The sequence below is a fragment of the Lysobacter enzymogenes genome, from assembly GCF_017355525.1.
Classification (GTDB): domain Bacteria; phylum Pseudomonadota; class Gammaproteobacteria; order Xanthomonadales; family Xanthomonadaceae; genus Lysobacter; species Lysobacter enzymogenes_C.
In genome coordinates, this window is record NZ_CP067395.1 from 4,532,971 (window position 1) to 4,558,654 (window position 25,684).

The 25,684-nt window shown below is 70.0% G+C and carries 26 protein-coding genes; 13 read left to right on the forward strand and 13 right to left on the reverse strand.

What is annotated here, in order from left to right; translation table 11 throughout:
* The first annotated feature begins 35 nt into the window (after positions 1 to 35).
* Genes JHW38_RS19115 through JHW38_RS19125 form a run of 3 tightly spaced genes read left to right on the forward strand, consistent with a single transcriptional unit; the run spans position 36 to position 2,963 of the window.
* Positions 36 to 1,094: an SDR family oxidoreductase gene (locus tag JHW38_RS19115; protein WP_207522901.1), complete on the forward strand. Its 1,059-nt coding sequence runs from the start codon at positions 36 to 38 to the stop codon at positions 1,092 to 1,094.
* Positions 1,091 to 1,771 carry an NAD-dependent epimerase/dehydratase family protein gene (locus JHW38_RS19120; protein WP_207522902.1) on the forward strand — a complete coding sequence of 227 codons (681 nt, stop codon included), beginning with the start codon at positions 1,091 to 1,093 and terminating at the stop codon, positions 1,769 to 1,771. The genes JHW38_RS19115 and JHW38_RS19120 overlap by 4 nt, the downstream gene beginning before the upstream one ends.
* The gene (locus tag JHW38_RS19125; RefSeq protein WP_207522903.1) at positions 1,764 to 2,963 is read left to right on the forward strand and encodes an MBL fold metallo-hydrolase; all 1,200 of its coding nucleotides are present in this window, start codon (positions 1,764 to 1,766) and stop codon (positions 2,961 to 2,963) included. The genes JHW38_RS19120 and JHW38_RS19125 overlap by 8 nt, the downstream gene beginning before the upstream one ends.
* Before the next feature lie 16 nt (positions 2,964 to 2,979).
* Here the strand turns inward: JHW38_RS19125 and JHW38_RS19130 are convergent, their stop codons facing one another.
* The 3 genes from JHW38_RS19130 to JHW38_RS19140 all read right to left on the reverse strand — a co-directional run bounded on the left by JHW38_RS19130 (position 2,980) and on the right by JHW38_RS19140 (position 4,923).
* The gene (locus JHW38_RS19130) at positions 2,980 to 4,224 is read right to left on the reverse strand and encodes a YcaO-like family protein (protein ID WP_207522904.1); all 1,245 of its coding nucleotides are present in this window, start codon (positions 4,222 to 4,224) and stop codon (positions 2,980 to 2,982) included.
* Between the two features lie 73 nt (positions 4,225 to 4,297).
* Positions 4,298 to 4,474 carry a hypothetical protein gene (locus JHW38_RS19135; protein WP_207522905.1) on the reverse strand — a complete coding sequence of 59 codons (177 nt, stop codon included), beginning with the start codon at positions 4,472 to 4,474 and terminating at the stop codon, positions 4,298 to 4,300.
* A 236-nt stretch (positions 4,475 to 4,710) separates the two neighbouring features.
* The gene (locus JHW38_RS19140; RefSeq protein ID WP_207522906.1) at positions 4,711 to 4,923 is read right to left on the reverse strand and encodes a hypothetical protein; all 213 of its coding nucleotides are present in this window, start codon (positions 4,921 to 4,923) and stop codon (positions 4,711 to 4,713) included.
* A 370-nt stretch (positions 4,924 to 5,293) separates the two neighbouring features.
* Between JHW38_RS19140 and JHW38_RS19145 the strand changes: the two genes are divergently transcribed.
* Positions 5,294 to 6,055, forward strand: a complete 762-nt coding sequence (locus JHW38_RS19145) for a hypothetical protein (protein ID WP_207522907.1) — start codon at positions 5,294 to 5,296, stop codon at positions 6,053 to 6,055.
* Between the two features lie 459 nt (positions 6,056 to 6,514).
* Here the strand turns inward: JHW38_RS19145 and JHW38_RS19150 are convergent, their stop codons facing one another.
* Positions 6,515 to 7,864 (reverse strand): neprosin family prolyl endopeptidase, encoded by a 1,350-nt coding sequence (locus JHW38_RS19150; protein ID WP_207522908.1) that lies wholly within the window; start codon positions 7,862 to 7,864, stop codon positions 6,515 to 6,517.
* Positions 7,865 to 8,483: 619 nt separating this feature from the next.
* Between JHW38_RS19150 and JHW38_RS19155 the strand changes: the two genes are divergently transcribed.
* The gene (locus JHW38_RS19155) at positions 8,484 to 10,538 is read left to right on the forward strand and encodes a TonB-dependent copper receptor (protein ID WP_207522909.1); all 2,055 of its coding nucleotides are present in this window, start codon (positions 8,484 to 8,486) and stop codon (positions 10,536 to 10,538) included.
* A gap of 27 nt (positions 10,539 to 10,565) precedes the next feature.
* On the opposite strand, the gene JHW38_RS19160 is transcribed toward JHW38_RS19155, so the two are convergent.
* The 3 genes from JHW38_RS19160 to JHW38_RS19170 all read right to left on the reverse strand — a co-directional run bounded on the left by JHW38_RS19160 (position 10,566) and on the right by JHW38_RS19170 (position 13,906).
* Entirely contained in the window at positions 10,566 to 11,228 is a 663-nt protein-coding gene (locus tag JHW38_RS19160) for a glutathione S-transferase family protein (protein WP_207522910.1), read from the reverse strand.
* A gap of 306 nt (positions 11,229 to 11,534) precedes the next feature.
* Complete coding sequence (locus JHW38_RS19165) at positions 11,535 to 12,293, reverse strand: BPL-N domain-containing protein (RefSeq protein WP_207522911.1); 759 nt, start codon at positions 12,291 to 12,293, stop codon at positions 11,535 to 11,537.
* A 191-nt stretch (positions 12,294 to 12,484) separates the two neighbouring features.
* The gene (locus tag JHW38_RS19170; protein WP_207522912.1) at positions 12,485 to 13,906 is read right to left on the reverse strand and encodes an aldehyde dehydrogenase family protein; all 1,422 of its coding nucleotides are present in this window, start codon (positions 13,904 to 13,906) and stop codon (positions 12,485 to 12,487) included.
* Between the two features lie 106 nt (positions 13,907 to 14,012).
* Between JHW38_RS19170 and JHW38_RS19175 the strand changes: the two genes are divergently transcribed.
* The gene (locus JHW38_RS19175) at positions 14,013 to 14,930 is read left to right on the forward strand and encodes a LysR family transcriptional regulator (protein WP_207522913.1); all 918 of its coding nucleotides are present in this window, start codon (positions 14,013 to 14,015) and stop codon (positions 14,928 to 14,930) included.
* 13 nt (positions 14,931 to 14,943) lie between these two features.
* Here the strand turns inward: JHW38_RS19175 and JHW38_RS19180 are convergent, their stop codons facing one another.
* Positions 14,944 to 15,630, reverse strand: a complete 687-nt coding sequence (locus tag JHW38_RS19180) for a YjjG family noncanonical pyrimidine nucleotidase (RefSeq protein ID WP_207522914.1) — start codon at positions 15,628 to 15,630, stop codon at positions 14,944 to 14,946.
* A 197-nt stretch (positions 15,631 to 15,827) separates the two neighbouring features.
* Here JHW38_RS19180 and JHW38_RS19185 point away from each other — a divergent pair, with 197 nt between their 5' ends.
* The 6 genes from JHW38_RS19185 (at position 15,828) to JHW38_RS25585 (ending at position 20,416) form a co-directional block, all read left to right on the forward strand.
* Positions 15,828 to 16,535 carry a PadR family transcriptional regulator gene (locus JHW38_RS19185; RefSeq protein WP_207522915.1) on the forward strand — a complete coding sequence of 236 codons (708 nt, stop codon included), beginning with the start codon at positions 15,828 to 15,830 and terminating at the stop codon, positions 16,533 to 16,535.
* A gap of 73 nt (positions 16,536 to 16,608) precedes the next feature.
* Complete coding sequence (locus JHW38_RS19190; RefSeq protein ID WP_207522916.1) at positions 16,609 to 17,439, forward strand: siderophore-interacting protein; 831 nt, start codon at positions 16,609 to 16,611, stop codon at positions 17,437 to 17,439.
* A 44-nt stretch (positions 17,440 to 17,483) separates the two neighbouring features.
* A complete protein-coding gene (locus JHW38_RS19195) occupies positions 17,484 to 18,746 on the forward strand; it encodes an MFS transporter (RefSeq protein ID WP_207522917.1) in 1,263 nt (420 codons plus the stop codon).
* A gap of 135 nt (positions 18,747 to 18,881) precedes the next feature.
* Positions 18,882 to 19,337: a GFA family protein gene (locus JHW38_RS19200; protein ID WP_207522918.1), complete on the forward strand. Its 456-nt coding sequence runs from the start codon at positions 18,882 to 18,884 to the stop codon at positions 19,335 to 19,337.
* Between the two features lie 304 nt (positions 19,338 to 19,641).
* Positions 19,642 to 19,998: a glycine zipper 2TM domain-containing protein gene (locus tag JHW38_RS19205; RefSeq protein WP_207522919.1), complete on the forward strand. Its 357-nt coding sequence runs from the start codon at positions 19,642 to 19,644 to the stop codon at positions 19,996 to 19,998.
* A gap of 25 nt (positions 19,999 to 20,023) precedes the next feature.
* The gene (locus tag JHW38_RS25585; RefSeq protein WP_242690984.1) at positions 20,024 to 20,416 is read left to right on the forward strand and encodes an EF-hand domain-containing protein; all 393 of its coding nucleotides are present in this window, start codon (positions 20,024 to 20,026) and stop codon (positions 20,414 to 20,416) included.
* A 56-nt stretch (positions 20,417 to 20,472) separates the two neighbouring features.
* Here JHW38_RS25585 and JHW38_RS19215 read toward each other — a convergent pair whose 3' ends face one another.
* From JHW38_RS19215 to JHW38_RS19235, 5 genes are all read right to left on the reverse strand, one after another.
* On the reverse strand, positions 20,473 to 21,147 hold the full coding sequence (locus JHW38_RS19215) for a response regulator (RefSeq protein ID WP_207522920.1): 675 nt from the start codon (positions 21,145 to 21,147) through the stop codon (positions 20,473 to 20,475).
* Position 21,148: 1 nt separating this feature from the next.
* On the reverse strand, positions 21,149 to 22,513 hold the full coding sequence (locus tag JHW38_RS19220) for a sensor histidine kinase (protein ID WP_207522921.1): 1,365 nt from the start codon (positions 22,511 to 22,513) through the stop codon (positions 21,149 to 21,151).
* 129 nt (positions 22,514 to 22,642) lie between these two features.
* Positions 22,643 to 23,026 carry a VOC family protein gene (locus JHW38_RS19225; RefSeq protein ID WP_207522922.1) on the reverse strand — a complete coding sequence of 128 codons (384 nt, stop codon included), beginning with the start codon at positions 23,024 to 23,026 and terminating at the stop codon, positions 22,643 to 22,645.
* A gap of 151 nt (positions 23,027 to 23,177) precedes the next feature.
* A complete protein-coding gene (locus JHW38_RS19230) occupies positions 23,178 to 24,290 on the reverse strand; it encodes a hypothetical protein (protein WP_207522923.1) in 1,113 nt (370 codons plus the stop codon).
* 318 nt (positions 24,291 to 24,608) lie between these two features.
* The gene (locus JHW38_RS19235; protein WP_207522924.1) at positions 24,609 to 24,860 is read right to left on the reverse strand and encodes a hypothetical protein; all 252 of its coding nucleotides are present in this window, start codon (positions 24,858 to 24,860) and stop codon (positions 24,609 to 24,611) included.
* Between the two features lie 293 nt (positions 24,861 to 25,153).
* Between JHW38_RS19235 and JHW38_RS19240 the strand changes: the two genes are divergently transcribed.
* Complete coding sequence (locus JHW38_RS19240) at positions 25,154 to 25,486, forward strand: VOC family protein (protein WP_428995330.1); 333 nt, start codon at positions 25,154 to 25,156, stop codon at positions 25,484 to 25,486.
* Positions 25,487 to 25,684: the final 198 nt, after the last annotated feature.

Sequence of the window (25,684 nt, forward strand, 5' to 3'; positions counted from 1 at the left end):
GGACCGTTCCGGCCCGGCAGGGCGAGGGAGCTCGCATGAACACGTCGAACGCAGATCTGACCGTGCTGGTGACCGGCGGCACCGGCTTCATCGCCCAGCACTGCATCCTGGCCCTGCTGGGCCACGGCTATCGGGTGCGCACCACGCTGCGCTCGCTGGCGCGCGAAGACGAGGTGCGCCAGCACCTGCGCGCGGGCGGGGTCGAGGCGGGCGAGCGGTTGAGCTTCGTTGTCGCCGATCTCGGCAATGATGCGGGCTGGGCCGAAGCCGCTGCCGGCTGCGCTTACGTACTGCACGGCGCGTCGCCCACGCCGACCGGCGAGCAGGCCAACGAGGACGATTGGGTGCGGCCGGCGGTCGACGGCAATCTGCGGGTGCTGCGCGCCGCGCGCGACGCCGGCGTCAAGCGCGTGGTGCTGACCTCGGCGTTCGGCGCGATCTGCGCCGGGCACAAGCAACTGGACCGCCCGTTCGTCGAAACCGACTGGAGCGACCTCAGCGCGCCCGGCGTGTGGCTGTATCAGAAATCCAAGACCTTGTCCGAGCGCGCGGCGTGGGACTTCATCGCCCGCGAAGGCCACGGCCTGGAACTGTCCGCGGTCAATCCGACCGCGGTGCTGGGCCCGGTGCTGGGCGCGGACTATTCGCACTCGATCCGGCTGATCAAGAACCTGATGGACGGCCAGCCCGGCAGCCCCAAGATCAATTGCGGCTTCGTCGACGTGCGCGACGTCGCCGACCTGCACGTGCGCGCGATGATCGACCCGGCCGCGAACGGCGAACGCTTCATCGCCATCGCCGGCGACAGCATGTGGCTCGGCGAAGTCGCGGCGGTGCTGCGCGCGCGCATGGGCGCGGCCGCGCGCAAGGTGCCGACGCGGGTGCTGCCGAACTGGCTGGTGCGGCTCGGCGCGCTGACCGATCCGGCGATGCGCGGCTCGGTCAGCCTGCTGGGGCGCAACATGAACGCCAGCGGCGAAAAAGCCATGCGCCTGCTCGGCTGGGTGCCGCGCCCGCGCGAAGAAGCGATCGTGGCGACCGCCGAAAGCCTGATCCGCTTCGGTCTGGTCGGCCAGGACGGGAAGGCGGCATGAGCGCCGCGCCGATCCGCCTGATTCTCGCCGGCGCGACCGGCTTCGCCGGCAACGCGGTGCTGGAGCAGGCGCTGCAGGATGACGGCGTCGCCCAGGTCACCGTGCTGACGCGGCGTCCGCTGACGCTCTCGCATCCCAAGCTGAAGCAGATCCGCATCGCCGATTTCACCGACTACTCGCGTATTCCCGAGCAGGACCTGATCGTCGACGCCTGCATCTGGTGCCTGGGCGTTTCGCAGACCGCGGTCGGCAAGGACGAGTACGTGCGCATCACCGTGGACTATGCGCTGGCGGCCGCGAAGGCTTTGCTGGCGCGCAATCCGCAGCTGCGTTTCTGCTTTCTCAGCGGTTCGCGCGCGGATCAGCAGGAGCGCAGCAAGGTCTACTACGGACGGATCAAGGGACGCACCGAACGGCTGCTGTCCGAGCTGACCCCGAACGCGTTCCACTTCCGCCCGGCGATGATCCGCGAGCCGGGCGGTTCGGTGCGCCCGCCGCGGCTGGCGCGCGCGCTGGTGCCGCTGGCGCGGGTGCTGGACCGCTTCAGCGAACAGGTCAGCGTCGAATGCCTGCAGCTGGCGCGGTGCATGCTCGATGTCGCCAGGCACGGCGCTGCGCAGCGCGTCTTCGACAATCGCCGGATCAAGCATTGGCGCGGGGACGGCATCGATGCGTAAGCGTCTGGCACGTCTTCTGGTCGGGTTGGCGGGCGCTGCGGCGCTGCTCGCGCTGGCCGGCTTCGGCATCTCGAGGACGCCGGGCTTCGGCGCGGTTCCGACCGGCGAACGGCAAGCGCGGATCGAAGCCTCGCCGCAATGGCGCGACGGGCGTTTGCGCAATCCGCAGCCGCAATGGCTGGACCTGCGTTCCGCGCTCGAAGACGCGGTATTCGCGGACGGCAGCGCCGAAGCGGTTCCGCTCCAGCCCGTCGCTGCGGTCAAGACCGACCCGGCCGCGTTGGCCGAGCCGCCCGCGTCCGGACTGCGCATCACCTGGTTCGGGCATTCCTCGACCCTGGTCGAGATCGACGGCGTGCGCGTGCTGGTCGATCCGTTCTGGGGCGAGCGCGCCTCGCCGCTCGGCTTCCTCGGCCCGAAACCGTGGTTCGCCCCGCCGATCGCGCTGGACGAGTTGCCGGCGATCGATGCGGTGGTGATCTCGCACGACCATTTCGATCATCTGGACCGCGCGACCGTCCAGGCCATGCGCGCGTGGCCGACGCGTTTCTTGGTGCCGCTCGGCGTCGGCGCGCATCTGCAGCATTGGGGCATCGCCGCCGAGCGCATCCGCGAGCTCGACTGGTGGCAATCGGCCGACATCGGCGGCCTCGACATCGTCGCCACGCCGGCGCGCCACGCCAGCGGACGGCGCTCGAGCAACAGCAATCTGACCTTGTGGTCCGGCTATGCGCTGATCGGCAAGGCGCACCGCGTCTGGTACTCGGGCGACAGCAGCTTCCACGAAGGCTTGAAAGCCATCGGCGAGCGCCTGGGGCCGTTCGATGTTTCGCTGATGGACAGCGGCCAATACAACGAGCACTGGACCGACGCGCACTTCGGCCCGGAGCTGGCGGTGCGAGCGCACCAGCTCGTGCGCGCCAGGCGCCTGATTCCGGTGCACTGGGCGCTCATGAGTCTGGCGCCGCATGCCTGGACCGAACCGGTCGAGCGCACCCTGCGCGCGGCCGCTTGCCAGAACGCCGAGGTGCTGGTGTTGCGGCCGGGGCAGCCGACCGAGCCCGCGGCGGTGGCGGGCGCCGGCGAGCGCTGGTGGCCGCGCACCGATTGGAAGACCGCCGCCGATGCGCCCATCCTGTCTACGCGCAACGGCGACGCGGACGATCGCTACCCGCCCGCGGCCTGCGGCTAACCGGTTCGTTGCGCGCCTAAGCCGCGGCGGCGCGACGGAGCCGTTCGAGGAATTCGCGCCCGCGCCGTCCCGGCGCCATCACCACGCCGGTGCTGACCAGAAAGAAACGTTCCAGTTCCGGCGACAGGCTGCTGACCACCCAGAAATCGTCGGCCTCGCGGTGATTGACCGCGTGGTACAGGATCAGACCGCGCGCACGCAGATCGGCGACGACCTCCGCGAGCAGCTGCCGCGGCGTCTTGCGCGCGGGCTCGGCGAAATCCCAGTGCGCGCGATGCAGCCGGCGCGGATCGATGCCGCCCATCGCGCAGTCGCGCAGGCGCGGGTACGCGGCCAGCAGCTCCAGCGCGAGCCGGTCGAGCCCGGCCAGATGCTCGGTGTCGCGCTTGATGTCGACGCACTGCACCAGCTCGCTCAGCGCGCGCAGCGCCGCGTGTTGCGGATACGGCGAAGCGCCGCAGCCGTGCGAGAACACGACTTCGTCCTCGAGCCGCCGTTCGGGCACGGCGATGAAGGCCGGATAGGCCAGGTCGCTGGTGATGTCGATCAGGCGCACCCGGCAGCCGACGCGTCGCTCGGCGGTGCGGTGCGTGCGCGCCAGTTCGTCCGGCAGCGACGCCGGGTCGATCCAGCGCCCGTAAACGCCGTCGCCGCCGAGGTAGTGCGCCATCAGGAACAACGACCAGGCGTCGCGCTCGACGATCTCGCCGATGCCGTGCAGCGCCGCTTCCGCGAAGCTGCCGCCGATCGCGGTGCCGCTGTTGCTGCCGAAGCGCAAGGCGCGCGTGTAGTCGAAATCGTCGCGCGGATCGGCCGCGCGGACGCCGCCGGGATAGTCGGGGAAACTCAGGAACAACGGCACGGGCAGCGCGTCCTCGCCCGAGTACGCGGCGTAGTCGCGGCAGGCCAGGCGCCGCTGCGGTTGTCGTTCGAACTCGGACAGAAACGGCAGCGCTGCGTAGCGCGGGTCGTCGGCGATCGCGCGCGCGCTCGGGTAGTCCCACTGTTGCGGCAGCACCGAGGCTTTGCAGTAGTAGTGTTCGACCGCTTCGTACACCGCGCCGGTGTAGGCCGCGTCCGGCGCGCCCTTGCCGCCGCCGAAGGCCAGCGTTTCGCCGCCGGCGTCGAGCAGGAAGCATTTGGCCGCGACCAGGCCCTCGCCCAATCGGTCGGTATCGATGCTCCAGCCGCGCCGCGCGATGCAGGCGCGGATGATGCGGTCGGCCTCGTCGAGACTGCGCTCGCGTTCGTACGGAATCATGCCCGCGCTCCGGTTCGTTGGCGAACGACGCGCGGCGCGGCAACCCGCGCCGCGCGCCGGCGGCGCAAGCCGCTTACTTGGCGAACTCGTCGAGGAACGCCTGTTCCTGTGCGGTCGGCGCGTTGAGCTCGACCATCGTCGCCTTGAACTCGGCGGCCGACGCGCTGTTGGCGCGCAAGGCGTCGCTGGCCGGAATGGCCGATCCCTTCTGGAGCACGGTCTTGATCACTGCGGGACGCTCGTTACCCATGATTCGACTCCCTTGGTCGCAGAAGACTCAAGGTCGCGCCGCCGGGCCGGTTCGGGCCGTGGTTGCGGTTCGTCCTTGTGCCGCAGCCCGCGGCTGCGCTTGCAGGCTCGGGGCGGCGAGGACGGTCGTCAGTGATAAGGGTCACAAATGCTTCGGCGGCCGGCGCGCGAGGCGACCAGCGGAGCGCGCGGAGCGCGCAAGGCGCCCCATCCGCGAGGATGAGGCGCCGGACAGGCTCAGTGCTCCGGCGGATTCACGCCGCAAAGCTCGCGGCAGTAGCTGTAGTCCGCCGCATAGCAGGCGGCTTCGCCGCCCTCGGGGGCCGTCAGCAGGCACTGCGCGATGGCGGCGCGCTTGCATTCGACTACGCAATCCCTGGCCAACGCCGCGGTGGCGAAACTCAGGCCGAACACGAAAGCACACACTGCCAGCTTGCTGGTACGCGTCATTTCTCTCTCCTTAGAGGCCCAGGACCGGGCGTGTCGAAGCCGCGGCCGGCGGCCGGCGGCGCATCGAGCTTGGTCGACTGCGCGCGGCCTGTCCATCGGGTCCGCCGACGCCGAGCCGGGTCGGTCCGCATTTGTGCGAGCGCCCTCACGACCGCCGCGATTCGATCCGGCCGGACGAAAGACCGCAGCGGCCGCGCCTGCGCCGCCGATCGCGCCCCGGCAAACCGATGAGCCGAACCGCGCGGCTTTTGCGAGTACCCGAACGCCCGCTGCATCGCAGCCGGGCCGCCGGCGCGACGCCCGCGATGCGCTCGCGCATCGTCCAGGCCCCGCCCCGTCTCTCGCCTATACCCCTGACAGGAGCGACATCATGAAATGGTTTTCGGCAACCAGCGCGGTTCTGCTCGCCGCGCTCGGCCTGGTCCAGTTGACCGGTTCCACCGCGGCGGCCGCGACGCCCGCCTTCACTCTGAATCCGGCGTTCTGCACGCCGGTCTGCGGCGCCTCGCAGCTGGCCAGCCGGGGGTGGATCAAGCCGGCGCGGGCGACGTACGAAGACCAGACCGTCGAAGTCGACGTCGCCGCGTCCGACCTGCTCCAGGCCGGCATCGAAAACGTCTTCGTCAGCACCATGTCCGGCGATCAGGCCTTCACCTCCTCGGGCCAGTTCACTCCCAACGCGACCGGCGGCGGCATCGGCATCGTGCTGGGTTCGGCGCGCCCGCCGTACCACCCGACCTGCGTCGGCGCGACCGCCGACAACCGCCAGTTCGGCATCTTCGCGTACAGCTGGGGCGACCCCTACGGCCCGACCGCGGGCATGGTGGCGTGCAAGAACGTCGCCAAGACGCAGATCACCGGCACCGTGCGCATCTCGGTGACCACCAGCTGCGGCCCGGGCCTGAAGCCGTATTGCTCGGTCTCGGCCACGCTCAAGGACGCGGCGACCGGCGCGCTGCTGGCCTCGGCCTCGGTCAACAGCGTGCGCATGACCAACCCGAACAACCAGCGCAAGATCTGGTACGGCGTCAGCAACTACGACGCGTCCGCGCCGAACTATCCGGTCACCTTCACCCCGCGCTCGGAGAACTATTACGCGGAAGTGGAGCAGTGCAACCCGATCTGCCCGTAAACCGTCCGCATCGCGATGCATGACGCCGCGCAGCCGCTTGCGGATTCGCGGCGATGCCTCCCAGCGCCGGGCCCCGGATCATTCCGGGGCCCGGCCTGCGTTCATCGTCCGCAGCGCAGCCCCGGCTCGCCTTTCACCGCTTTGCACGCCGGCGCGCCGTACTCGTCCCGGCACTGGCGCGCCGAGGAACACGAGCGACAGCGTTCGCCTTCGCAAACGTAGGCGCCGCACGCGTTCAATTTCCCGTCGCGCAACGCGCCCGCTGCGTGCGGCGCGGGCCGGCAGCGGCGGCCGTATAGATCGTTGGGCGCGACGCACGTCCGTTGGTCGCAGAAACCCGAACCGCATTGCGCATCCGCCGAACACGCCGCGCCGAGGCGGCGCGACGCGTCGTGCGCCGCCTGCGGACTTTCGCGGCCGCAGGCGGCGCAGATCAGCGCGATCGACAGCAGCAGCGCCTTAGAGACAGCCGGCACCTTCGCGTCCCGGGCCGCCGTAGTAGAACCAGTTGCGCCAGATCGGGTCGGTATGGAAATACGGGCCCAGGCCGCTGTAGCACGCGGCATCGGTGACCGACAGCGAGCCGCTGTCCCACCACCAGTAGTTGTCCGCCGACCAGAAATACGTCAGGTTGCGGAAGTACGCGGCGTGGCCGAACTGGGCGTTGGCGTAGGCGCCGCTGCCCATGTCGGTCGAGGTCGATGCCGGCGCGGTGCTGTCGTAGATCTCGCCGTACCAATCCAGGCGGTCGGCCTTGTCGCGGATGCCGGCGGCCGAGAACAAGGTGCCGCCGGGGCACGGCGGCGCGCCGCCGCCGCCGATGCAATACGGGTAGTAGCCCGCCCACTGGCCCGCCGCCTTGACCCACCAGTTGCCGTTGAACAAGCGCACTTCCAGATCGAGGTCGTATTGCGGGCCGCCGGCGACGCTGGACCAGCCGACCAGCGACATGCCCGGCGCGACCGTCGGCGACACCTGTACCCAGCCGCGCACCAGCGCGTTGTAGCCGCCGACCCAATCGCCCGAGGCGTCGTCGTTGGTGCGGAAGTAGGTGAAGAACACCGGTTGCGAAGCCGGCGCGAACGCGACGTGCTCGATCTTGCCGGCCTCGATCGCCTGCATCGGCGCGCCGCGGATCACCGCGGTCTGGGCGATGGAGGTTTCGCCGTACACCGGCCCCGCCGTGTCCCAGATGTTGATGTAGCCCGAGGTGCCGTAGACATCGGCGAAGCGGTGCCAGACCACGTAATAGCGATTGTTCGACGCGGGGCTGGGCGCCGGCGGCGCCTTGCTGACGATCTGGCGCGGATCCAGCGGCAGGTTCTTGACCTGGCGCAGATAGGCATCGACATCGAAACGCACCACCGGCACGGTGCCCTTCGGCCCGCGCATCCCCGCGTCGAGCTGCACTTCGGTCTGCGCCGTACGGTTCGGCGCGCCCGGTGCCTTGGCCGCCAGCGAGGAAGCCTGATACGCCTGCCCCTTCGGCGGCAGGCCGTCGCCGTCGTCGGGCGGCGCGGCGATGACGCCGTCGGCGACCTGCGATTGCGGCAGGATCCAGTCGATGATCTGGCCGGATTTCGTGCGCGTGGTCGCGACGGCGCGATAGGCCGAACGTTGCTGCTCGAAGAATTGCACGATGCGGTTCTTGCGCTGCTCGTACTCGACCGCGCTCAACGGCGATTGCGGCGTTGCGCGGGCGGACGGGACGTCGGTGTTCGTGGCAGCGGGCTGCGCGCTGTAAGCCGGTGCGGCGGACAGCGCGAGCAGGGCGGCGGCGAAACGGCCGGGGACGGACGATTGCGGCATGGCGGCGGATCCTTCTGCACGCTAGGGGGATGCGCATTGGGTTTGCGCGCTCGTGCGCGTTCACACGCACGTTCGAGGCGACGGCGCAGAGCGGGGCGAACGGCGACAGCCGATGGAAACGCTACGGTTGTCGGGAGTCGTCGACGCCCGCCGATACGCTGCGATTGCGCGGACGTAGCCGACGCCGATCGCCATCGCCGTTCTAGCACCAATGCGCGCGGGCTGGAGCGAACGCCGATCCCACTATCGGGCCGTTGTTTGGGCGCCGCGTGCGCATTTCGGCGACCGTTCGCTGCGGCCGGAGCCTTAATCCGCATCGCTCGGCGCCGGCCGCGTTCCGGGTTTCATGTTCTTGCAGCGAAGCGGCGAGGTTCGTGTCCTCTACGTTGCGAACCCGGCCCGGTCTTTCGCCTCGGCGACGATGCCGGTCAGCGGCGGCAACGCAGCGGGTGCGGCGTTCTGCCGCGCCCGCGTTCCCGCGCCGCGCGCTGGAGCGCCTCTACTCTATGCGCTCGCCGGCGGCAGCGCCGGCATCCGAGAGCCGCAGACGCTGCGGCGCCCCTGAAACTCCGGCACCGCGCGGCGCCGCCGCGGGTCGCGTGCGCTTGCGAAGAACCTTATGACCCCACGAATCCTGGCGTTGAGTTGCTGCGTGGCCCAGGCCCTGATCGGCACCGCGGCTTTTGCCGCCGAGACCGCGGCGAAGGACGAATCCGCGCCGACCCTGGACGCCGTAGTGGTGACCGCCGCGCCGGTGTCGCCGCTGACGTTCGAACTCGATCCCAAGTTGCCGCGCCAGCCGGTGCCGGCGAGCGACGGAGCGGACTACCTCAAGACCGTGCCGGGCTTCGCCGCGATCCGCAACGGCGGCACCAACGGCGATCCGGTGTTGCGCGGCATGTTCGGTTCGCGCCTGAACCTGCTGACCAACGACGGCAGCATGCCGGGCGCTTGCCCGGCGCGCATGGACAATCCGCTGTCCTACGTCTCGCCGGAAACCTACGACCGCGTGATCGTGGTCAAGGGGCCGCAGACCGTGTTGTGGGGGCCGGGCGCTTCGGCCGGCACGGTGCGCTTCGTGCGCCGTACCGAACCGTTCGAGCGCCCGGGCCTGCGCATCGGCGGCAGCCTGCTGGCCGGCGCGTACGGCCGCAACGACCAGCGGCTCGACGTCAGCGCCGGCGATGCGTCCATGTACGGTCGCCTGTCGGCCAACCGCTCCGAGGCGGACGACTACGACGACGGCGACGGCCACCGCGTTCCTTCTTCGTGGCGCAAATGGAACGCCGATGCGGCCTTCGGTTGGACGCCCGATGCCGACACCTTGCTGGAACTGGCGGCCGGCGCGGGCGACGGCGAAGCGCGCTATGCCGGCCGCGGCATGGACGGTTCGCAGTTCAAGCGCGAAAGCTACAGCGCGCGTTTCGAGAAGAAACGGCTCGGCGGCGCGCTCGATGCGGTCGAAGCCAACGCGTACTACAACTACGCCGACCATGTGATGGACAACTACAGCCTGCGCGATCCCAATCCGATGAGCGCCATGCCGATGCCGATGGCCGCCAACGTCGACCGGCTCACCGTCGGCGGCCGCGCCGCCGCGACCTGGCGCTGGACCGCGTTCGAACTGACCGCCGGCGTCGACGGCTACGAGAGCCGTCATCGCGAGCGCAGCGGCATGGGGCGCGAGACCTACCGCGCCCAGCCGTGGAGCGGCGATGCGCGTTTCTCCAACGCCGGCCTGTTCGCCGAGGCGAGCTGGCGCGCGAACGCCGAAAACCGCGTGGTCTACGGCGCGCGCGTGGATCGCGCGCGGGCCCGCGACGAGCGCGCCGCGACCGGCATGATGGCCATGCCGAATCCTACGTTCGGCCAGACCCGCCGCGAAACCTTGCCGAGCGGATTCGTCCGCTACGAGCGCGAGTCCGCTGGCGGCCGCAGCGGCTGGTACGCGGGCCTCGGCCACGTCGAACGCATGCCCGATTACTGGGAACTGTTCTCGCCGAACCTGGGGCCGGCCGGCGCGTCCAACGCGTTCGCCGGCATCGCGCCGGAGAAGACGACGCAGCTCGACCTGGGTTTCCAGTACAAGAGCGAGCGCGTGGACGCCTGGGCCTCGGCCTATACCGGGCGCATCGGCGACTACATCCTGTTCGATTACGCGCCCGGCGGGATGATGGGCCCGACGAGCCGGGCGCGAAACATCGATGCGAACATCCGCGGCGCCGAGATCGGCGCGGATTGGCGGCCCGTCGAGCATTGGAAGCTCGGCGCGACGCTGGCCTATGCCAGGGGCGAGAACCGCAGCGACGGCCGGCCGTTGCCGCAGATGCCGCCGCTGGAAACCAAGCTGTCGTTGAGCTACGACGACCGGCGTTGGAGCTTCGGGGCCTTGCTGCGGGCTGCGGCGAGGCAGGACCGGGTCGCCGTCGGCCAGGGCAATGTGGTCGGCCAGGACATCGGCCGCAACCCCGGCTTCGCGGTGTTTTCGTTCAACGGCGGCTATCGCTTCAACGACAGGCTGCGGGTCAGCGCCGGCATCGACAATCTGTTCGACCGCAACTACAGCGAGCACCTCAATCTGGCCGGCAGCGCCGATTTCGGCTATCCGGCCGATCCGGTCCGGATCAACGAACCGGGACGCTCGGCGTGGCTGAAGCTCGACCTGGCGTACTGAAGCGGGCCGACGGCGGTCTCGGCGAGGCTACGGCGCTGCACCCGCCGCTTGCGCCTCAAGGAACGCCGCCAACTGCGCATCGAACGCGCGCCGGTACGCGGGCCGGGCGACGGCGCGGGCGACGTAGGCGGCGAGGTTCGGAAACTCGTTCACGGCGCCGAAGCGTTCCAGCCGCAACAGCACGGTCACCATCAACAGATCGCCTGCGCTGAATTCGCCGTCCAGCCAGTCCGCGTCGCCGAGGCGGCGCGACAGCTCGCCGAGCCGCCGGCGTACGCGTTCGTCGAGCAGCGCGGCGCGCGCGGCATACCAGCTCTCGTTGCGTTCGAGCACTTCGGTCAGCGCGCGCTCGAACACCGGCGGCTCGACGGTGTTGAGCGCGGCGAACATCCAGGCGATCGCGCGCAGGCGCGCGTTCGGATCGTCAGGCAGCAAACCGGGATGGCGTTCGGCGAGATGCAGCACGATCGCGCCGGACTCGAACAGGGCCAGTTCGCCGTCCTCGTAGGTCGGGATCTGTCCGAACGGATGCAGCGCCAGGTGTTCGGGCTGCTTCATCTGCGCGAACGAGAGCGGGCGGACCTGGTAATCCAGGCCGACCTCCTCGAGCGCCCAGCGCACGCGCATGTCGCGCGCCAGCCCGCGGCCGCGGTCGGGCGAGGATTCGAAAGCGGTAATGGTCGGTGTCATGGTTCGGGCTCCGGTCGGTTCAGCGTCGTGGCCGCGCGCGGCGCGGATGGCGGAAAGCGGCGGTCGGCCTTCGCGTTGCGCGCCCGCCGCCGAAGACTAGCGCGGTGGGGCGGTGCGGACGGGCCGACGGGCCGCCTGTCTGATAGAGACGAACGGCCGGTGCCGGAATCGACAAGGGACCCGGAAAGAGTATCGAGGCGTGGTTGCGCGCGGCGACGGGCGCCCGTGGGGGCGGCGACGAATCGTCGAGCCGCCGCGCGCAGCGACGCAGGCGGGATGGCAGCGCCCAGCGTCCGGCGCGCGCGGTCAGCGGCCCAGGGCGGCCAGCAAGGAACGCAGCAGCCGGCCGTCGGGCCTGTCTTCCAGCGGCAGGCCGGCCTCTTCGAACCAGCTCTCGTCGGCTTCCGGATGCGGGCCGCTCAGCACCACCACGCCGCGGCCGAGCGTATAGCGCGCCGCGGCGATGTCGTCGTTGGCGTAGGTGGCGATCGTGCGGAAGCCCGGGTCCTTGGGCGCGCGCCGCAGGTACGGCCCGTCCTGATAGAACACCGTCTGCGCGCGGCCCTGCCAGCGCACGGCGACGACCGCGTCCTCGCTGCCGTCGACTTCGAAACCCGGGCGCCCGACTTCCGACTGCAGTTCGTGCGGCACCAGACCGAGCCCGGAACCGCTGGCGAGATAGGCGCCCATGCAGATGCCGAGGTAGCGGCCGCCGCCGGCGACATAGTCGTGGATCGCATCGACCCGCCCGTCGCCGAGGCTCGCGAACGCCGCCGGAATGTCCTGGCCGCCGCCGGGCTGCGCATAGACGTCGTAGCGCGCGAGGTTCTCGGGGGTGATGTCGATGGGTTCGTCCGCGCCGACGAAGTCGACGCGGTACTGCGGACCCAGCGCCTGGATCGCGCGCTGCAGCGTTTCCGAACAGTTCTCGCACGAGGCCGGGCCGCGGTAGACGGCGACGCGCACGGTGTCGCTGCGGGCGCCGGCGTGGGCGGCGAAGGCGAGCACGGCGAACAACGCCAGTAGCGCGAGTTTCAGTGCGAGTTTCAATGCGAGGCGGTTCATGCGATCGGCTCCTGCGGCTGCGTCCGCGTGCCGTGCGTCGCCGCACGTACGGCGATGCACTAGCGTGCGCGGACCGCAGCGCGATGGACGTTGAGCCGGCAGCGTACACCCGACGGTTGCGCGCCTCAGTAACGATTGTTGATCGGACGGTTACACAGGTCGCGTTCGGCGTCTGCGATTGCGTTGCCGGCTCAACGCGTGATCAGCAAGGTCTTCGGCTCCAGATACGCGCCGATCCCCCACCGCCCCATCTCGCGTCCCAACCCCGAATGCTTGAAACCGCCGAACGGCGCGCGCGGTTCGTGGGCGAGGGTGTTGACCAGCACGCGGCCGGCGTCGATCTGCCGCGCGACGCGTTCGCAGCGGTCGACGTCGCTGCCGAGCACCAGCGCGCTGAGCCCGTAGTCGGTGTCGTTGGCGATGGCGATCGCCTCGGCCTCGTCGGCGTAGGCGATGATGGTCAGCACCGGCCCGAAGATTTCCTCGCGCGCGATGCGCATCGCGTTGTGCGCGCCGGTGAAGATCGTCGGCTTGACGAACCAGCCCGCGTCGAGCCCGTCGGGCCGGCCTTCGCCGCCGGCGAGCAGGGTCGCGCCTTCTTCGATGCCGAGGCGGATGTAGCCCTGCACGCGCTGCCATTGGCGCGCGCTGACCATCGGGCCGATGTCGGTGTCGGCTTGGCGCGGGTCGCCGGATTTGATCTGCGCGACCGCATGGCGGGCGACGGCTTCGAACTCGGCGAGCCGGTGGCGCGGCACCAGGATGCGGGTGCCGGCGATGCAGGCCTGGCCGCTGTTGGCGAAACCGGCCATCAACACCAGCGGCATGATCGCGGCGAAGTCGGCGTCGTCGAGCACCAGCGTCGGCGACTTGCCGCCCAGTTCCAGGGTTACCCGCTTCATGCTCGCGGCGCCGGCGGCGACCAGATGCTGGCCGACCGCGGACGAGCCGGTGAAGGAAATCTTGGCCACGTCCGGATGGCGCGCGATCTGTTCGCCGACGATATCGCCGCGGCCGTTGACGATGTTGAACACGCCCTTGGGCAAGCCGGCCTCGTGCAGCGCTTCGGCCACCACCCGGGTTTGCAGCGCGCTCATCTCGCTGGGCTTGATCACCGCCGTGCAGCCGGCGGCGAGCGCGGTCGCGAGCTTGTTGCAGATGAAGCCGGCGTTGCTGTTCCACGGCGTGATCAGCCCGGCCACGCCGACCGGCGTCATCGCCACGCGCGCGCTGCCGGCCTGTTCTTCGAATTCGAAGGCCTGCAAGGCCTCGATGGCCTGGGCGATGACGTCGGCCGGGTAGGTGGCCATCCAGCGGCTGCGCTGGGTGGGCGCGCCGTATTCGAGGATCACCGCTTCCATCAGCTCGTCTTCGCGCGCGGCGACGGCGCGGTGCATGCGTTGCAGCGCGTCCACGCGTTCCTCGCGGCTGCTGCGCGACCAGGCCGGGAACGCCGCCTTCGCTGCGGCGATCGCGCGCTGCGCGTCGTGGGCGTCGCCGAGCCGCACTTGGCCGATGACTCGCTCGGTGCTCGGATCGTGCAGGTCGAACCACTCCTCGCCGTGCGGCGCGACGAACTGGCCGTCGATGTAGATGTGCTCGATGCGTTGCATGCTGGGTCTCCTGGACGAGTGGCGATGCGGCGCAGTCTAGGAGTACAGTCGCGTCCTGATAAGACGATTTATCGCGTACGCTTCATCCGGATAATCAGGACAATCGATGCATCGCACCGGACTGACCGAACTGGAAGTGGTGCTCGCGGTGGCCCAGCGCAGCAGCTTCCGCGGCGCCGCGCAGGCGCTGGGGATGTCGGCCACCGCGGTCAGCGCCGCGGTCGCCGGGCTGGAGGCGCGGCTGAAGGTGCGCCTGTTCCACCGTTCCACCCGCAGCGTGGCGCTGACCGAGGCCGGGCGCCGTTACGTCGAGCGGGTGGCGCCGGCGCTGGCCGAAATCCAGCGCGCCAACGAGGAGGCCGCGCTCGGGCCCGACGTTCCGGCCGGCACGCTGCGGATCAACGCGCCGCAGGGCGCGGTGTCGTTGCTGATGGAGCCGTTGTTCAGCGAATACGCGCGGCGCTATCCGGACGTGCGCATCGACATCGTCAGCGAATCGCGGCCGATCGACATCGTCGCCGAGGGCTACGACGCCGGCATCCGCCTGGCCGAGTTCGTGCCGCAGGACATGATCGCGGTGCGGCTCACCAGCGACCTGCGCATGCGCGTGGTGGCGACGCCCGCGTATCTGCGCGAGCACGGCACGCCGGCGCAGCCGCGCGACCTGCTCAAGCACCGCAGCATCGGCATGCGCATGTCGCACGGCGGCGTCTATCACTGGGAACTGGAGCGCAAGGGCAGGAAGCTGCAGATGGATCTGCCCGCGCGCATGGTGTTGAACGAGCTGCCGGCGATCAAGCGCGCGGTGCTGCTCGGGCTCGGCATCGGCTTCGTCTCGGAATGGTTCATCGCGGACGAACTCGAATCGGGCGCGTTGGTGGCGGTGCTCGACGCCTGGTGTCCGCCCTACGAGGGGCTCAGGCTGTACTACTCCGGGCACCGGTTCGTCCCGGCGCGCCTGCACGCGCTGATCGCGATGGCGCACGAGCTGGGGCTGGCCGACCGCGTGCCCGTCGCGCGCTGAGCCGTTCGCGCGCTTACCCGGCCAGCCGCGCGACGATCTGGTCGAGGTGCGAGACTTCGTAGGTCGGCGCCGCCTCGCCGGGGTTGTCCAGGCGCAGCGGGTTGTACCAGCAACTGTCGATGCCGAAGCGGTTCGCGCCGAGGATGTCGGCATCGAGCCGGTCGCCGACGATGACCGTCGCGGACCGGTCGTAATCGCGGAAATTGCGCACCGCGTACTCGAAGAAGCGCGCGTCCGGCTTGGCGTGGCCGCAGGCTTCGGAGGTGGACACGAACGCGATCCAGTCGCCCAGGCCGGAACTGCCGATGCGTTTGCTCTGAACGTATTCGATGCCGTTGGTGATGACGCCGACTTCGCCGACTTGCGCCAGCGCCTCGCACAGCGCGCGCGCGCCGTCGACCAGGACCACGGTTTCGGCCAGCGATTCCAGATAGCACGCGCTGGCCGCGGCCGGATCGATCGCAAGCCCGTGCAGATCGAACACGCGGCGGAAGCGCTCGACCTTGAGCGCGTCCTTGCCGATCGCGCCGCGCTCGAACTGCGCCCACAGCTGCGCGTTCTCGCGCTGGTAGTCGGCGAACAGCGCGGGGCCGGCTTCGCCGCCGAAGCTTTGCAGCATCGTCGCGAACGACAGCCGTTCCGACGCGCCGAAGTCGAGCAGGGTGTCGTCGAGGTCGAACAAGAAATGCCTGTACTTCATCCACCGGTCCGCAAAGGCGAGCGCCGCGCCATTTTAGGCGGCGGGGCTTTGCCGGGACGGCCGGCTGGCAGCGCAGGGCCCCAGGGGAATCTCAAAGCGGCCCGGCCCGGGAGGCGCCGTTCGTCGGCTCGGGGCTTGCTTTCATATCTTACGATATATATCTTACGACCTATCTTACGATAGGTCAGAGGTACGTCATGCGTCGTTTCTTCGTGTTCGACCCGGGTCGCGCCCACTGCCGCGACGAGTTTTCCTTCTTCGAGCGTTTCGCCAGCCATTTGCACCGGCACGGCGACGGCCATCACCCGCGCGGCGGTCGCGGCGGGCGCCGCGGCGGCTTCCCCGGCGGTCCGGGCGGCCCCGGTTTCCCCGGCGGTTTCGACGACGGCGAGGGCTTCTCGCGCGGCCGCAAGTTCAGCTCCGACGATCTGCAACTGCTGCTGCTGGCGCTGCTGGAAGACAAGCCCAGCCACGGCTACGAACTGATCAAGGCCCTGGAAACGCGTTCCAACGGGTTCTACGCCCCGAGCCCGGGCATGGTCTATCCGGCGCTGACCTACCTGGAAGAACTGGGCTACGTCACCGTCGAGCTGGAAGGCAACCGCAAGCGTTACGCGCTGGCCGAGCCGGGCGCCGAGCACCTGCGCGCGAATCGCGAGCGCGTCGACATGATGCTGGCCAAGCTCAGCCACATCGCCCGCAAGATGGATTCGGTGCGGCGCGCGCTGGCCGGCGAGGACCCGAATGATCCGGCCGAAGGTGGTTGGCTGCCGGAGCTGATCCAGGCCCGGCGCGCGCTCAAGACCGCGCTGTTCCGCCGCGAGGAGGTGCCCGCCGACGAGCAGCGCCGCATCGCCGAGATCCTGCGTCGCGCCACGCGCGAGATCGAAGGCGACAAGGACTGAGCGCAGCCGCGCCCCCGCGCGAACCGCCGCGATGCGGCGGCATCGATAAAAACAAGAAACAGGACGGCCCCCCATGCAAGAACCCAGCGACCTGGCGGTCGTGCGCGTCCGCCATCCCTTGCGCCTGCGCCTGCTGCGCGTGACCCGGGTGGAGGCGGTCACCCCGCATCTGCTGCGGATCGCGCTGGCCGGCGATTCGCTCGCCGACTTCGTCTCGGCCTCGTTCGACGATCACGTCAAAGTGCTGTTCCCCGCGCCCGGGCAGGAAAGCCCGGTGCTGCCGACGCTGGGGCCGAGCGGTTTCGTCTACGCCGACGACGCGCCGCGGCCGACGATGCGCGATTTCACGCCGCGCAACTTCGATCTCGAAGCGGGCGAGCTCGAACTCGAGTTCGCCTTGCACGAGGCGGGGCCCGCGTCCGACTGGGCGCGGCAGGCGCAGGTCGGCCACCAGCTCGGCATCGGCGGCCCGCGCGGTTCGCGGGTGATTCCGGCCGGCTTCGACTGGCACCTGCTGATCGGCGACGACACCGCGCTGCCGGCGATCGCGCGCCGCCTGGAGGAACTGCCGGCCGGCGCGCGCGCGGTCGCCGTGCTCGAAGTCGAAGACCCGGACGCGCGTCTGGAGTTCGCCACCGCCGCCGCATTGCAGGTGCATTGGTGCTATCGGCGCGGCGCCGACAGCGGCGCCGAATCGCCGCTGCTGCAAGCGGTGCGCGCGCTGGCGTGGCCGCAAGGCGGCCGCGACGACAGCGCCTATGTCTGGGCCGCCGGCGAATCGGGCGCGATCCGCGCGGTGCGCCAGCACCTGTTGAACGAACGCGGCGTCGACAAATCGCGTTTGCACGCCGCCGGCTACTGGAAGCGCGGTGCGCAGGGCGTGCACGAATCCCTCGACGATTGAAGCCTTCTCCCACCGTCGCGCCCGCCGCGACCGCAAGGACTCCCATGTACTCGATCGAACCCCCACGCGAGCGGCGCCTGTTGTGGCTGCTGATGCTGACCCAGTTCACCCTCATCATGGATTTCATGGTGATGATGCCGCTGGGTCCGCAGATCATGCGCTCCATGCACATCTCGCCGGCGCAGTTCGCCGCCGCCGTCTCGGCGTATTCGCTGTGCGGCGGCTTGTCCGGCCTGCTCGCCGCGACCTATATCGACCGCTTCGACCGGCGCAAGCTGCTGCTGGCGATGTACGCGCTGTTCGCCCTGTCCAACCTGGCCTGCGCGTTGGCCGACAGTTATCCGTTGCTGCTGGCCTCGCGCGCGTTCGCCGGCCTCAGCGGCGGCGTACTCGGCTCGATCATCATGGCGATCATCGCCGACGTGATCCCGGCGCAGCGCCGCGGCGCCGCGACCGGCACGGTGATGACCTCGTTCGCGGTCGCCTCGGTCATCGGCGTTCCGGTCGGCGTGCTGCTCGGCGCGCATTTCCACTGGTCGGCGCCGTTCTGGCTGCTGGTGGCGCTGTCGCTGCTGATCTGGGTGGCCGGCGCGCGGGTGGTGCCGCCGTTGAACCAGCATCTGGCGCGGCAACCGCAATCGCTGGCGCAGGCGCTGCCGAACCTGTTCCGGCTGTTCTCCAATCCGCGCCATCTCAACGCGTTCGCGCTGACGCTGATGCTGACCACCTCGCAGATGCTGGTGATTCCGTTCATCTCCCCGATGCTGGTCGCCAACCACGGCATCGATCCCTCGCAACTGTCGTGGATGTACATGGCCGGCGGCGTCGCGGCGTTCTTCACCTCGCGCCTGATCGGGCGCCTGGCCGACCGCCACGGCAAGCAGCGGGTGTACCGCATCGCGGTGGTGGTGTCGCTGCTGCCGGTGCTGTTCGTGACCCATCTGCCGGCGGTCGGGTTCATCGCGATGCTGCTGTTCTTTCCGATCTTCATGGTCTCGATGAACGGCCGCATGGTGCCGCTGCAGGCCTTGCAGACCACGGTGCCGCAAGCCGAGCAACGCGGCGCCTACCTCAGCGCCAACAGCGCGGTGATGTCGCTGGGCACCGGCTTCGGCGCCTGGCTCGGCGGACTGATGCTGACCACCGACGCCAGCGGACACATCGCCGGTTACGGCGCGGTCGGCTGGATCGCGGCGGGGCTGGCGTTGTGCTCGGCCTTGTGGGTCGGGCGGGTGACCTCGGCCGATGCGCCGGCGCTCGCGCCGGCGCCGGCGGCGGACGAAGCGCCGCGCGGCGACGCAGTCTGAGCGCTGCAGGACGACCGCGCGCGAGGCGGGCGCAAGCTTGACGCAAGCTTGGCCTTCTATAGTGACCGCGCCGGACTGCGACCGATTCCAAGGCCGCAGTCCGGCGCGCAATCGACCGATCCGCTTCGCCGCACTATGACGACCCGACACGAACCCTCTCCGCCGAGCCGCTTTTCCATCGCGATGGCGCCGCAGCGCACGTACGAATCGGGCCTGCGCGTTGCGCCCGGCCTGGAGCATCCGCTCGCGAGCTGTCATTGCGGCGCCGTCTGCATCGCCCTGGTTTCGCCACCCAGCGAAGTCACCGCGTGCAATTGCTCGCTGTGCGCCAGCTACGGCGCGCTGTGGGCCTACTACACGGCCGACGACATCGTCGTCGCCGCCGGCGCCCGCACCGACACCTACGCCTGCAACGGCCAGCGCGTGGACTTCCACCGCTGCAGCGTCTGCGGTTGCCTGACCCATTGGGTGCCGCGCGATCCGCGCCGCGGCCGCCGCGGCATCAACGCGCGCCTGCTGCCGCCGCATTGGCTCGAGCGCGCGCGCCTGCGCCATCGCGACGGCGCCAACGGCGGCGAATACCTGGACTGATCCAGGCGCGACGGTCCGCGCGAGCGCGCGCGTTCGCGAAAATCGCAACGATCCGGATACAGCGAACCGGCGCCGCAAGGCGCTGCGTTCGCTTGTGCGCGTTGCTGCGTCCGCGCGCTGCGTGCGTTGCATGAACGCCGCACGACCGGGCGATGCGGCCGCGGCGCGCCGCAAGCTTGATACAAGCTTCGGCTCCTACAGTGCGCTCGACAGCAACGGCTTGCGTGGACGCACCGCTGCTGCGGCGCCCGCGACCTCTGCCCCGTCGCGGGCGCGCCTTTCCATCCAAGAGAAGGAGCACACCATGTACAAGGCTTCCGGAGCCTCACTCAAAGGCGTCGCCGCCGCACTGGCCATCGCCGCCGGCCTGGCCGCGGCGCCGAACGCCGATGCGCTGACCAAACAGGAACGGCGCGCGCTCGCCGGCGCGATCGTCGGCGGCGTCGCCGGTTCGCTGCTGTCGCACGGCGATCCGTGGGCGACCGCCGGCGGTGCGTTGGCCGGCGGCGCGATCGGCGGCGTCAGCGGCCACGACGACCGCCGCGACCGCTGGCGCGAAGACGCGCGCCAGCGCGAATGGGAACGCCGCGAACGCGAGCGGCGCGAGTGGGAATGGCGCGAACGCGAACGCCGCCAGAACAACTACTGGCGCGACCGATAACTCCCTCCCGATGAGCATCCCCCACATGAAGCGATCCGCAGTACTGATGCTGGGCCTGAGCCTGGCCGCCACCGCCAACGCCGCCACCACGGCCCAGTCCGATCTGGAGCGCGCCTACATCGACAGCGCCTTCGCCGCGGTCGACAGCGACAAGAACCAGGTCATCACCCGCAAGGAGTTCGACGCGTTCATGACCGCGCGGATCGCCAAGCAACGCATCGAGTTCGACAAAGGCTTCGCCGCCGCCGACGTCAACGGCGACGGCGGCATCGACCGCAACGAAGCCAAGATCCACGAGGCGCTGGTCGAACACTTCGACAAGCTCGACACCGACAAGGACGGCAAGTTGTCGCGGCGCGAAATGACCGCGGCGCTGCTCGCGGCGATGCAGCAAGGCAACGTCGCTACCGGCGGCTGACCGGTCCGCGTCGCCGCTGTCGCGCGACAGCGGCGGCGCGCTCGCGGACGCGCGCGTCAGGCTTCGTCGGTGGCCTGGAGCAGATAGCCCAGCCCGCGCATCGCGTGGATCTCCACCCCGGCCGGCGCCAGCGCGCGCCGCAGCCGCGAGATATGCGATTCCAGCGTATTGGATTCGATGTTGTCGTCGAAGCCGTACACCGCTTCCTGCAGCTTGGCCCGCGACACGGTGCGGCCCGCGCGCAGGCACAGCGTTTCCAGCACCAGCAACTGCCGCCGCGGCAGTGCCAGATCGACGCCGTCGACGCTCGCGCAACGGTTGGCGAAATCGAACTGCAAGGCGCCCAGGGTGATCGTGGGGATCTGGTGCTGGGCCGGACGCCGGCATACCGCGCGGATCCGCGCCAGCAACTCGTTCACGTCGAACGGCTTGGTGATGTAGTCGTCGGCGCCGGCATCCAGGCCCTGGATGCGGTCGTCGACGTGGTGGCGCGCGGTCAGGATCAGCACCGGCACGCCCGGCAGCGCGCGCCGCGCCTGCGGAATCAGCGAAACCCCTTCGCCGTCGGGCAACTGCCAGTCCAGGATCAGCACGCGATAGTCGGCCTGGCTCAGAGCCTGCCGGGCCTGGGCCAGGTCTGAAGCGACATCGAGCACGATGCTGTGCGCCGCCAGCGCGCTCTTGAGCGCCTGAGCCAGGCCTTGATCGTCTTCGACCAACAAAATGCGCATGTCAGGGGGTTTCCGTCTGCGGCTGAGCGAGCGGCAGCTGCACGCAGAAGCGCGCGCCGCCCTGGTCCGAACGCGATACCCGGATGCTGCCCTTGTGCCGGGTCACCACCTCGCGCGCCAGATGCAGGCCCAGCCCGCTGCCCTGGGTTTCGGGATTGAGCCGGTAGAACGGCGAGAAAATCTGCGAGTGTTCTTCCTCGGCGATGCCGGGGCCGGCGTCGGACACGCTGATGCGCGCCTGCGGCGACACGCTCAGCGCGATCTCGCCGGCGCCGCCGCCGTGGGTCATCGCGTTCTGCAGCAGGTTCATGACGACCCGCTGCAAGGCGCCGGCGTCGCCGGACACGACCACCGGATGCTCCGGCGCGTCGAAGGAGAACTCGTAGCCGGCCTTGACCAGCAGCGGGGCGATGTCTTCGCCGACGTCGCGGCAGACCTTGACCAGATCCAGCCGGTCGTTGGCGATCAGTCCGCGGTCCACGCGTTGCAGGTCCAGCAATTGCTCGGAGATGTTCTCAAGCCGCGCGATGTCGCTCAACATGCTGGTCTTGGACGCGCTGGCGGGCAGCGCGCCGGCGCGCGCGCGCACGATCGCGATCGGCAGCCGCAATTCGTGCGCGGCGTTGCCGAGGAAGCGGTCGCGCGCTTCGGCCGCATCCCAGATCCGCTCCAGCGCCTGGTTGAACGAATCGATCAGCGGCTTGAGCTCGGACGGCACCGCGCCGGCGTCGAGATGGCGGCTGCGGCGGTTCATGTCGACGCTGCGCGCCTGTTCGGCGACCTTGCCGATGCCGCTGAGGCCGCGGCGCACGATCCACGGCACCAGCAACAGGATCGCCGCCGCCACCGGCAGCGCCAGCCACAGGCTGACGAAGTAGAACAGCGGCGTGTACAGTCCGATCACGCCTTCTTCCGGGACGCCGCCGACGACGATGTGCAGGCGGCCCCAGGGGCGCTCCTCGACGATCAGCGTCGCCGCCAGCCGCGGATCGGTGCTGCGCAGGTCCGAATCGCTGAGCTGCGGCAACACCGGGATCAACGACCGGTATTCGGCGGGCAGCGCGCCCCAGGTCAGGCTGTGGCCGGATTCGTCCGCGGCCGCGAGCCAGGCGACGTCCGGCGCGTCGCGCAGGCGCGCCGGCAAGCGCGCTGGATCCAGCACCAGACGCCCGTCGCGACGCTCGATCGCGGTGGCCGAGTCCTCGGCCTTATCGCGATAGACCATGCGCAGGTCGGCCTTCCAGATCGACACGCACACGACCAGGATGATGACCAGGATCAGCAAGGTCACGCTCAGCCCGACGCGCCAGGCGATGCGCAGGCTCAGCGAAAGGGGGCGGGAAAAGAACGGGATGTTGGTTGGCATGGCCGGCTCCGGCGACGTCTGCAACGCGCAAAACCGTCGTCGGCATGATACCGGCAATCGCGTCGCGGCCGGTGTACGCCGCTGTGCGGATAACGCCGGCAGCGCGCGTGGACACCGCGCGCTGCGGATTCAGCCGGCGTCCGGCGTGGTTGTCACCGCTTCGACGCGGTGGCCGTCCGGATCGATGAGGAAGGCCGCGTAGTAATGCGCGCCGTAATCGGGCCGCAAGCCGGGCTGGCCGTTGTCGCGTCCGCCGGCGTTCGCGCCGGCCGCATGGAAGGCGTCGACCGCGGCGCGCGACGGCGCCGCGAACGCCAAGTGGAAGCCGTCGCCGGGCGCGGCGGCGCGGTCGTCGAGATTCAACAGCAGCAGGTCCTGGCCGTCGATCAGGCCGTAGCCGACCGAGCTGTCGCCGCAGAACACACGCCGATAGCCGAGCGCGGCGAGCGTCGCGTCGTAGAACGCGGACGCCGCGGCGAGGTCGCGCACGCCGAAGGAGAGGTGATGGAGCATCGTGGCGAACGTCCTTGCGGCGCAGGCGGGGAGGCGAGTCTATAACGCGCAGCGCTGCGCAGCGATTGGCCGCGCGCCGGCGCGCGAAACGACAGAGCCCCGCATTCGCGAGGCTCTCACCGGTTCCGCAAACGGCGTCAACGGGCCCGCATCAGTTGGTATCGATCGCGCGCGGCGATTTGCCCAGCGGCCCGTAACCGCTCAGGCCGAAATCGCTGACCGTGCGGCGCGCGCCGGTCAGCGGATCGACCTGCAACAGCAGGCCGCGCGCGTCGACGCCGGCTTTGGCGTCGACCACGTAGATCACCTGCTGATCCTTCGACCAGCGGATCGCGACCGGCGCCGCGCCGAGCGGCCCTTGGCCGTCGGCGCCGAGGTCGCTGACCAGGTTGCGGTAGCCCGACGCCGCATCCACCTTGACCAGCGCGCCGCGGCCGTCGGTGCCGGCGCGCGACAGCAGGACGTAGACGCTGCCGTCGTTGCCGGCGATGACCGAGTTCGGCCCGCTGCTGCCGCTGCGCGGATCGGTCCAGCCCTGCTGCGCGTCGCCGAAGTCGCTGAGCACCGAGCGTTGCTTGTTGATCGGATCGACGGTCAGCAGCGCGCCTTTGCCGTTGCTGCCGGTGGTCAGGTCGGTCACCAGCATCTTGCCGCCGAGGCCCAGCGCGCCGGGGCGCCAGGCGAACGCGACCGCTTGCGCGGCGCGCGCGCCGCGGCCGTCGCCGAAGTCGGCGAACACGCTGCGGCGGCCGTTGGATTCCAGCTTGAACAGCGCCGCGCGCCCGTCGGTGCCGGCGCGCCGGTCGAGCACGAAGAAACCGCTGAGCGGGCCGAGCAGCACCGGCGGGACATAGAGCACCGCATCGGGTTGCTGGCCGAGCGGCCCGCGCGAGGCGTCGCCGAAATCCGTCAGGGTCGTGCGCGTGCCGTTGCTGAGGTCGACTTCGTACAGCGCGCCGCGCTGGTCGGTGCCGCCGCGGGCGTCGGTCGCGATCCAGCGGTCGTTGCCGCCCCACAACCCGGCCGCTACCCGGGCCAGTCCGCTCGGCGCGATCGCCACCGGTCCTTGACTGGCGTTGCCGAAATCCGACAGCACGCGCCGGTAGCCGCTGACCGGCTCGATCGCGTACAGCGCGCCGCGCAGGTTGGAGCCGCCTTCCTGGTCGAGCACGATCAATGCGCCGGGCGCGGGATAGGAGCCCTGTGCGCAGACCGCGGCGGGCGCGCCGAGCAACAGAGCCAAAAGCAGATTCCTTGCAGACATGAACGATCTCCGTGGGGTGGGGTGTCCGGCGCCGCCGCGATGCCGGCAGGCGGAAGTGGGAGCGGCGTGCCGCTCTCGAAAACACCACGGTCTCCCCGCGAATGTCGTGATCCAACGCGTGCGGTGAGTAAGCGATAGGAAGGGTGAGCGGCGATGCGCGCGCGCAGGCAAGCGCGCGGCGTGAACGCGGTCGCGGCGGTTCATCCGGCGCGCGTTCGTGGGCGCGAAAGCGCGCGGATCGACGCGAAAAACAAAAGGCGGAGCCCATGCACGGGCCCCGCCTGCGGACTGCGATGCGCGTCGTCGGGTAACGCGCGGTTACATTTCCACGATCGGCCCGTTCGGGTCCGGCGGCGTCGGGCAGCCGGTGCTCTGGTTGCAGATGCCGATCAGGCGCCACGCGCCGCCGCGGCATTGATAGAACGAACCCGGGTCGACCGGATGATCGTAGGCGACCTGGAACAAATGCCCTTCCGATTGCGCGTTGCATTCGTAGGTCGGTTCCGCCGCGACCGGCGCGGCCGCGCCGAGCGCGAGGGCGAAAAGAACGAGCGTACTGCGCCTTGCCATCCATCCTTTCATGCGGCTGCCTTTCATGCGCGTGTCCTCCGTTGAACGCCGCCGCGATGCGAACGCCTGCCGAGCCCTTGCCGGCCGCGACGCTGCGCGCGACCATGCCGGCTCGCGACGATGCGAACCGGGCGGAAGCGACGGCGGGTTCCGCGCTCGGGACACGCGACGCTAGCACATGATGCGTCGCATCAAGGCGCCGCTGGCGGCCACGGTCCGGCACCGGCGCGGGAGCATTCGATGAAGCGTCTTTGGACCATCGTCGGCGTCGCCGACGTCGCGCGCAGCTTTCGTTGGTATCAGACCCTGTTCGGCCAGGATCCGACCGCACCGGCGCACGATTACTTCGGCCAGATCCTCGACAGCGACGGCACCGTGCTGATCTGCCTGCACCGCTGGGGCGCGCACGAACATCCGCCCTTGGCCGACGCCGCGCGCGCGCAGCCGGCAACGGCTTGCTGCTGTTCTTCCGCGTCGACGATTTCGAAGCGGCGCTGCGCAGAGCACGAACGCTCGTTCCCGCGCTGGACGAAGAGCCGCATTCGAATCCCGCGACCGGAACGCAGGAGTTCGCGTTGCGCGATCCCGACGGTTACTACGTCATGGTCAGCGCGCTGCCGGCGTAGGCGCGCGCAGTCAGGTTGGGAGCGTGCGGCGCGCACGCGGCGTTCTGCCGGCCGTCACAGAACCGCGGCCGGTTCGCATTGACTTGCTCGCTGCCCGGGTGCAAGGCTGTCGCGGTGTCTGGGACGGCACGGGCGGAAAGCGCAGGATCGCAGCCTATGGCTGCTACGCCTATCGGGGTCTTTAGGCACAGTGAAGTG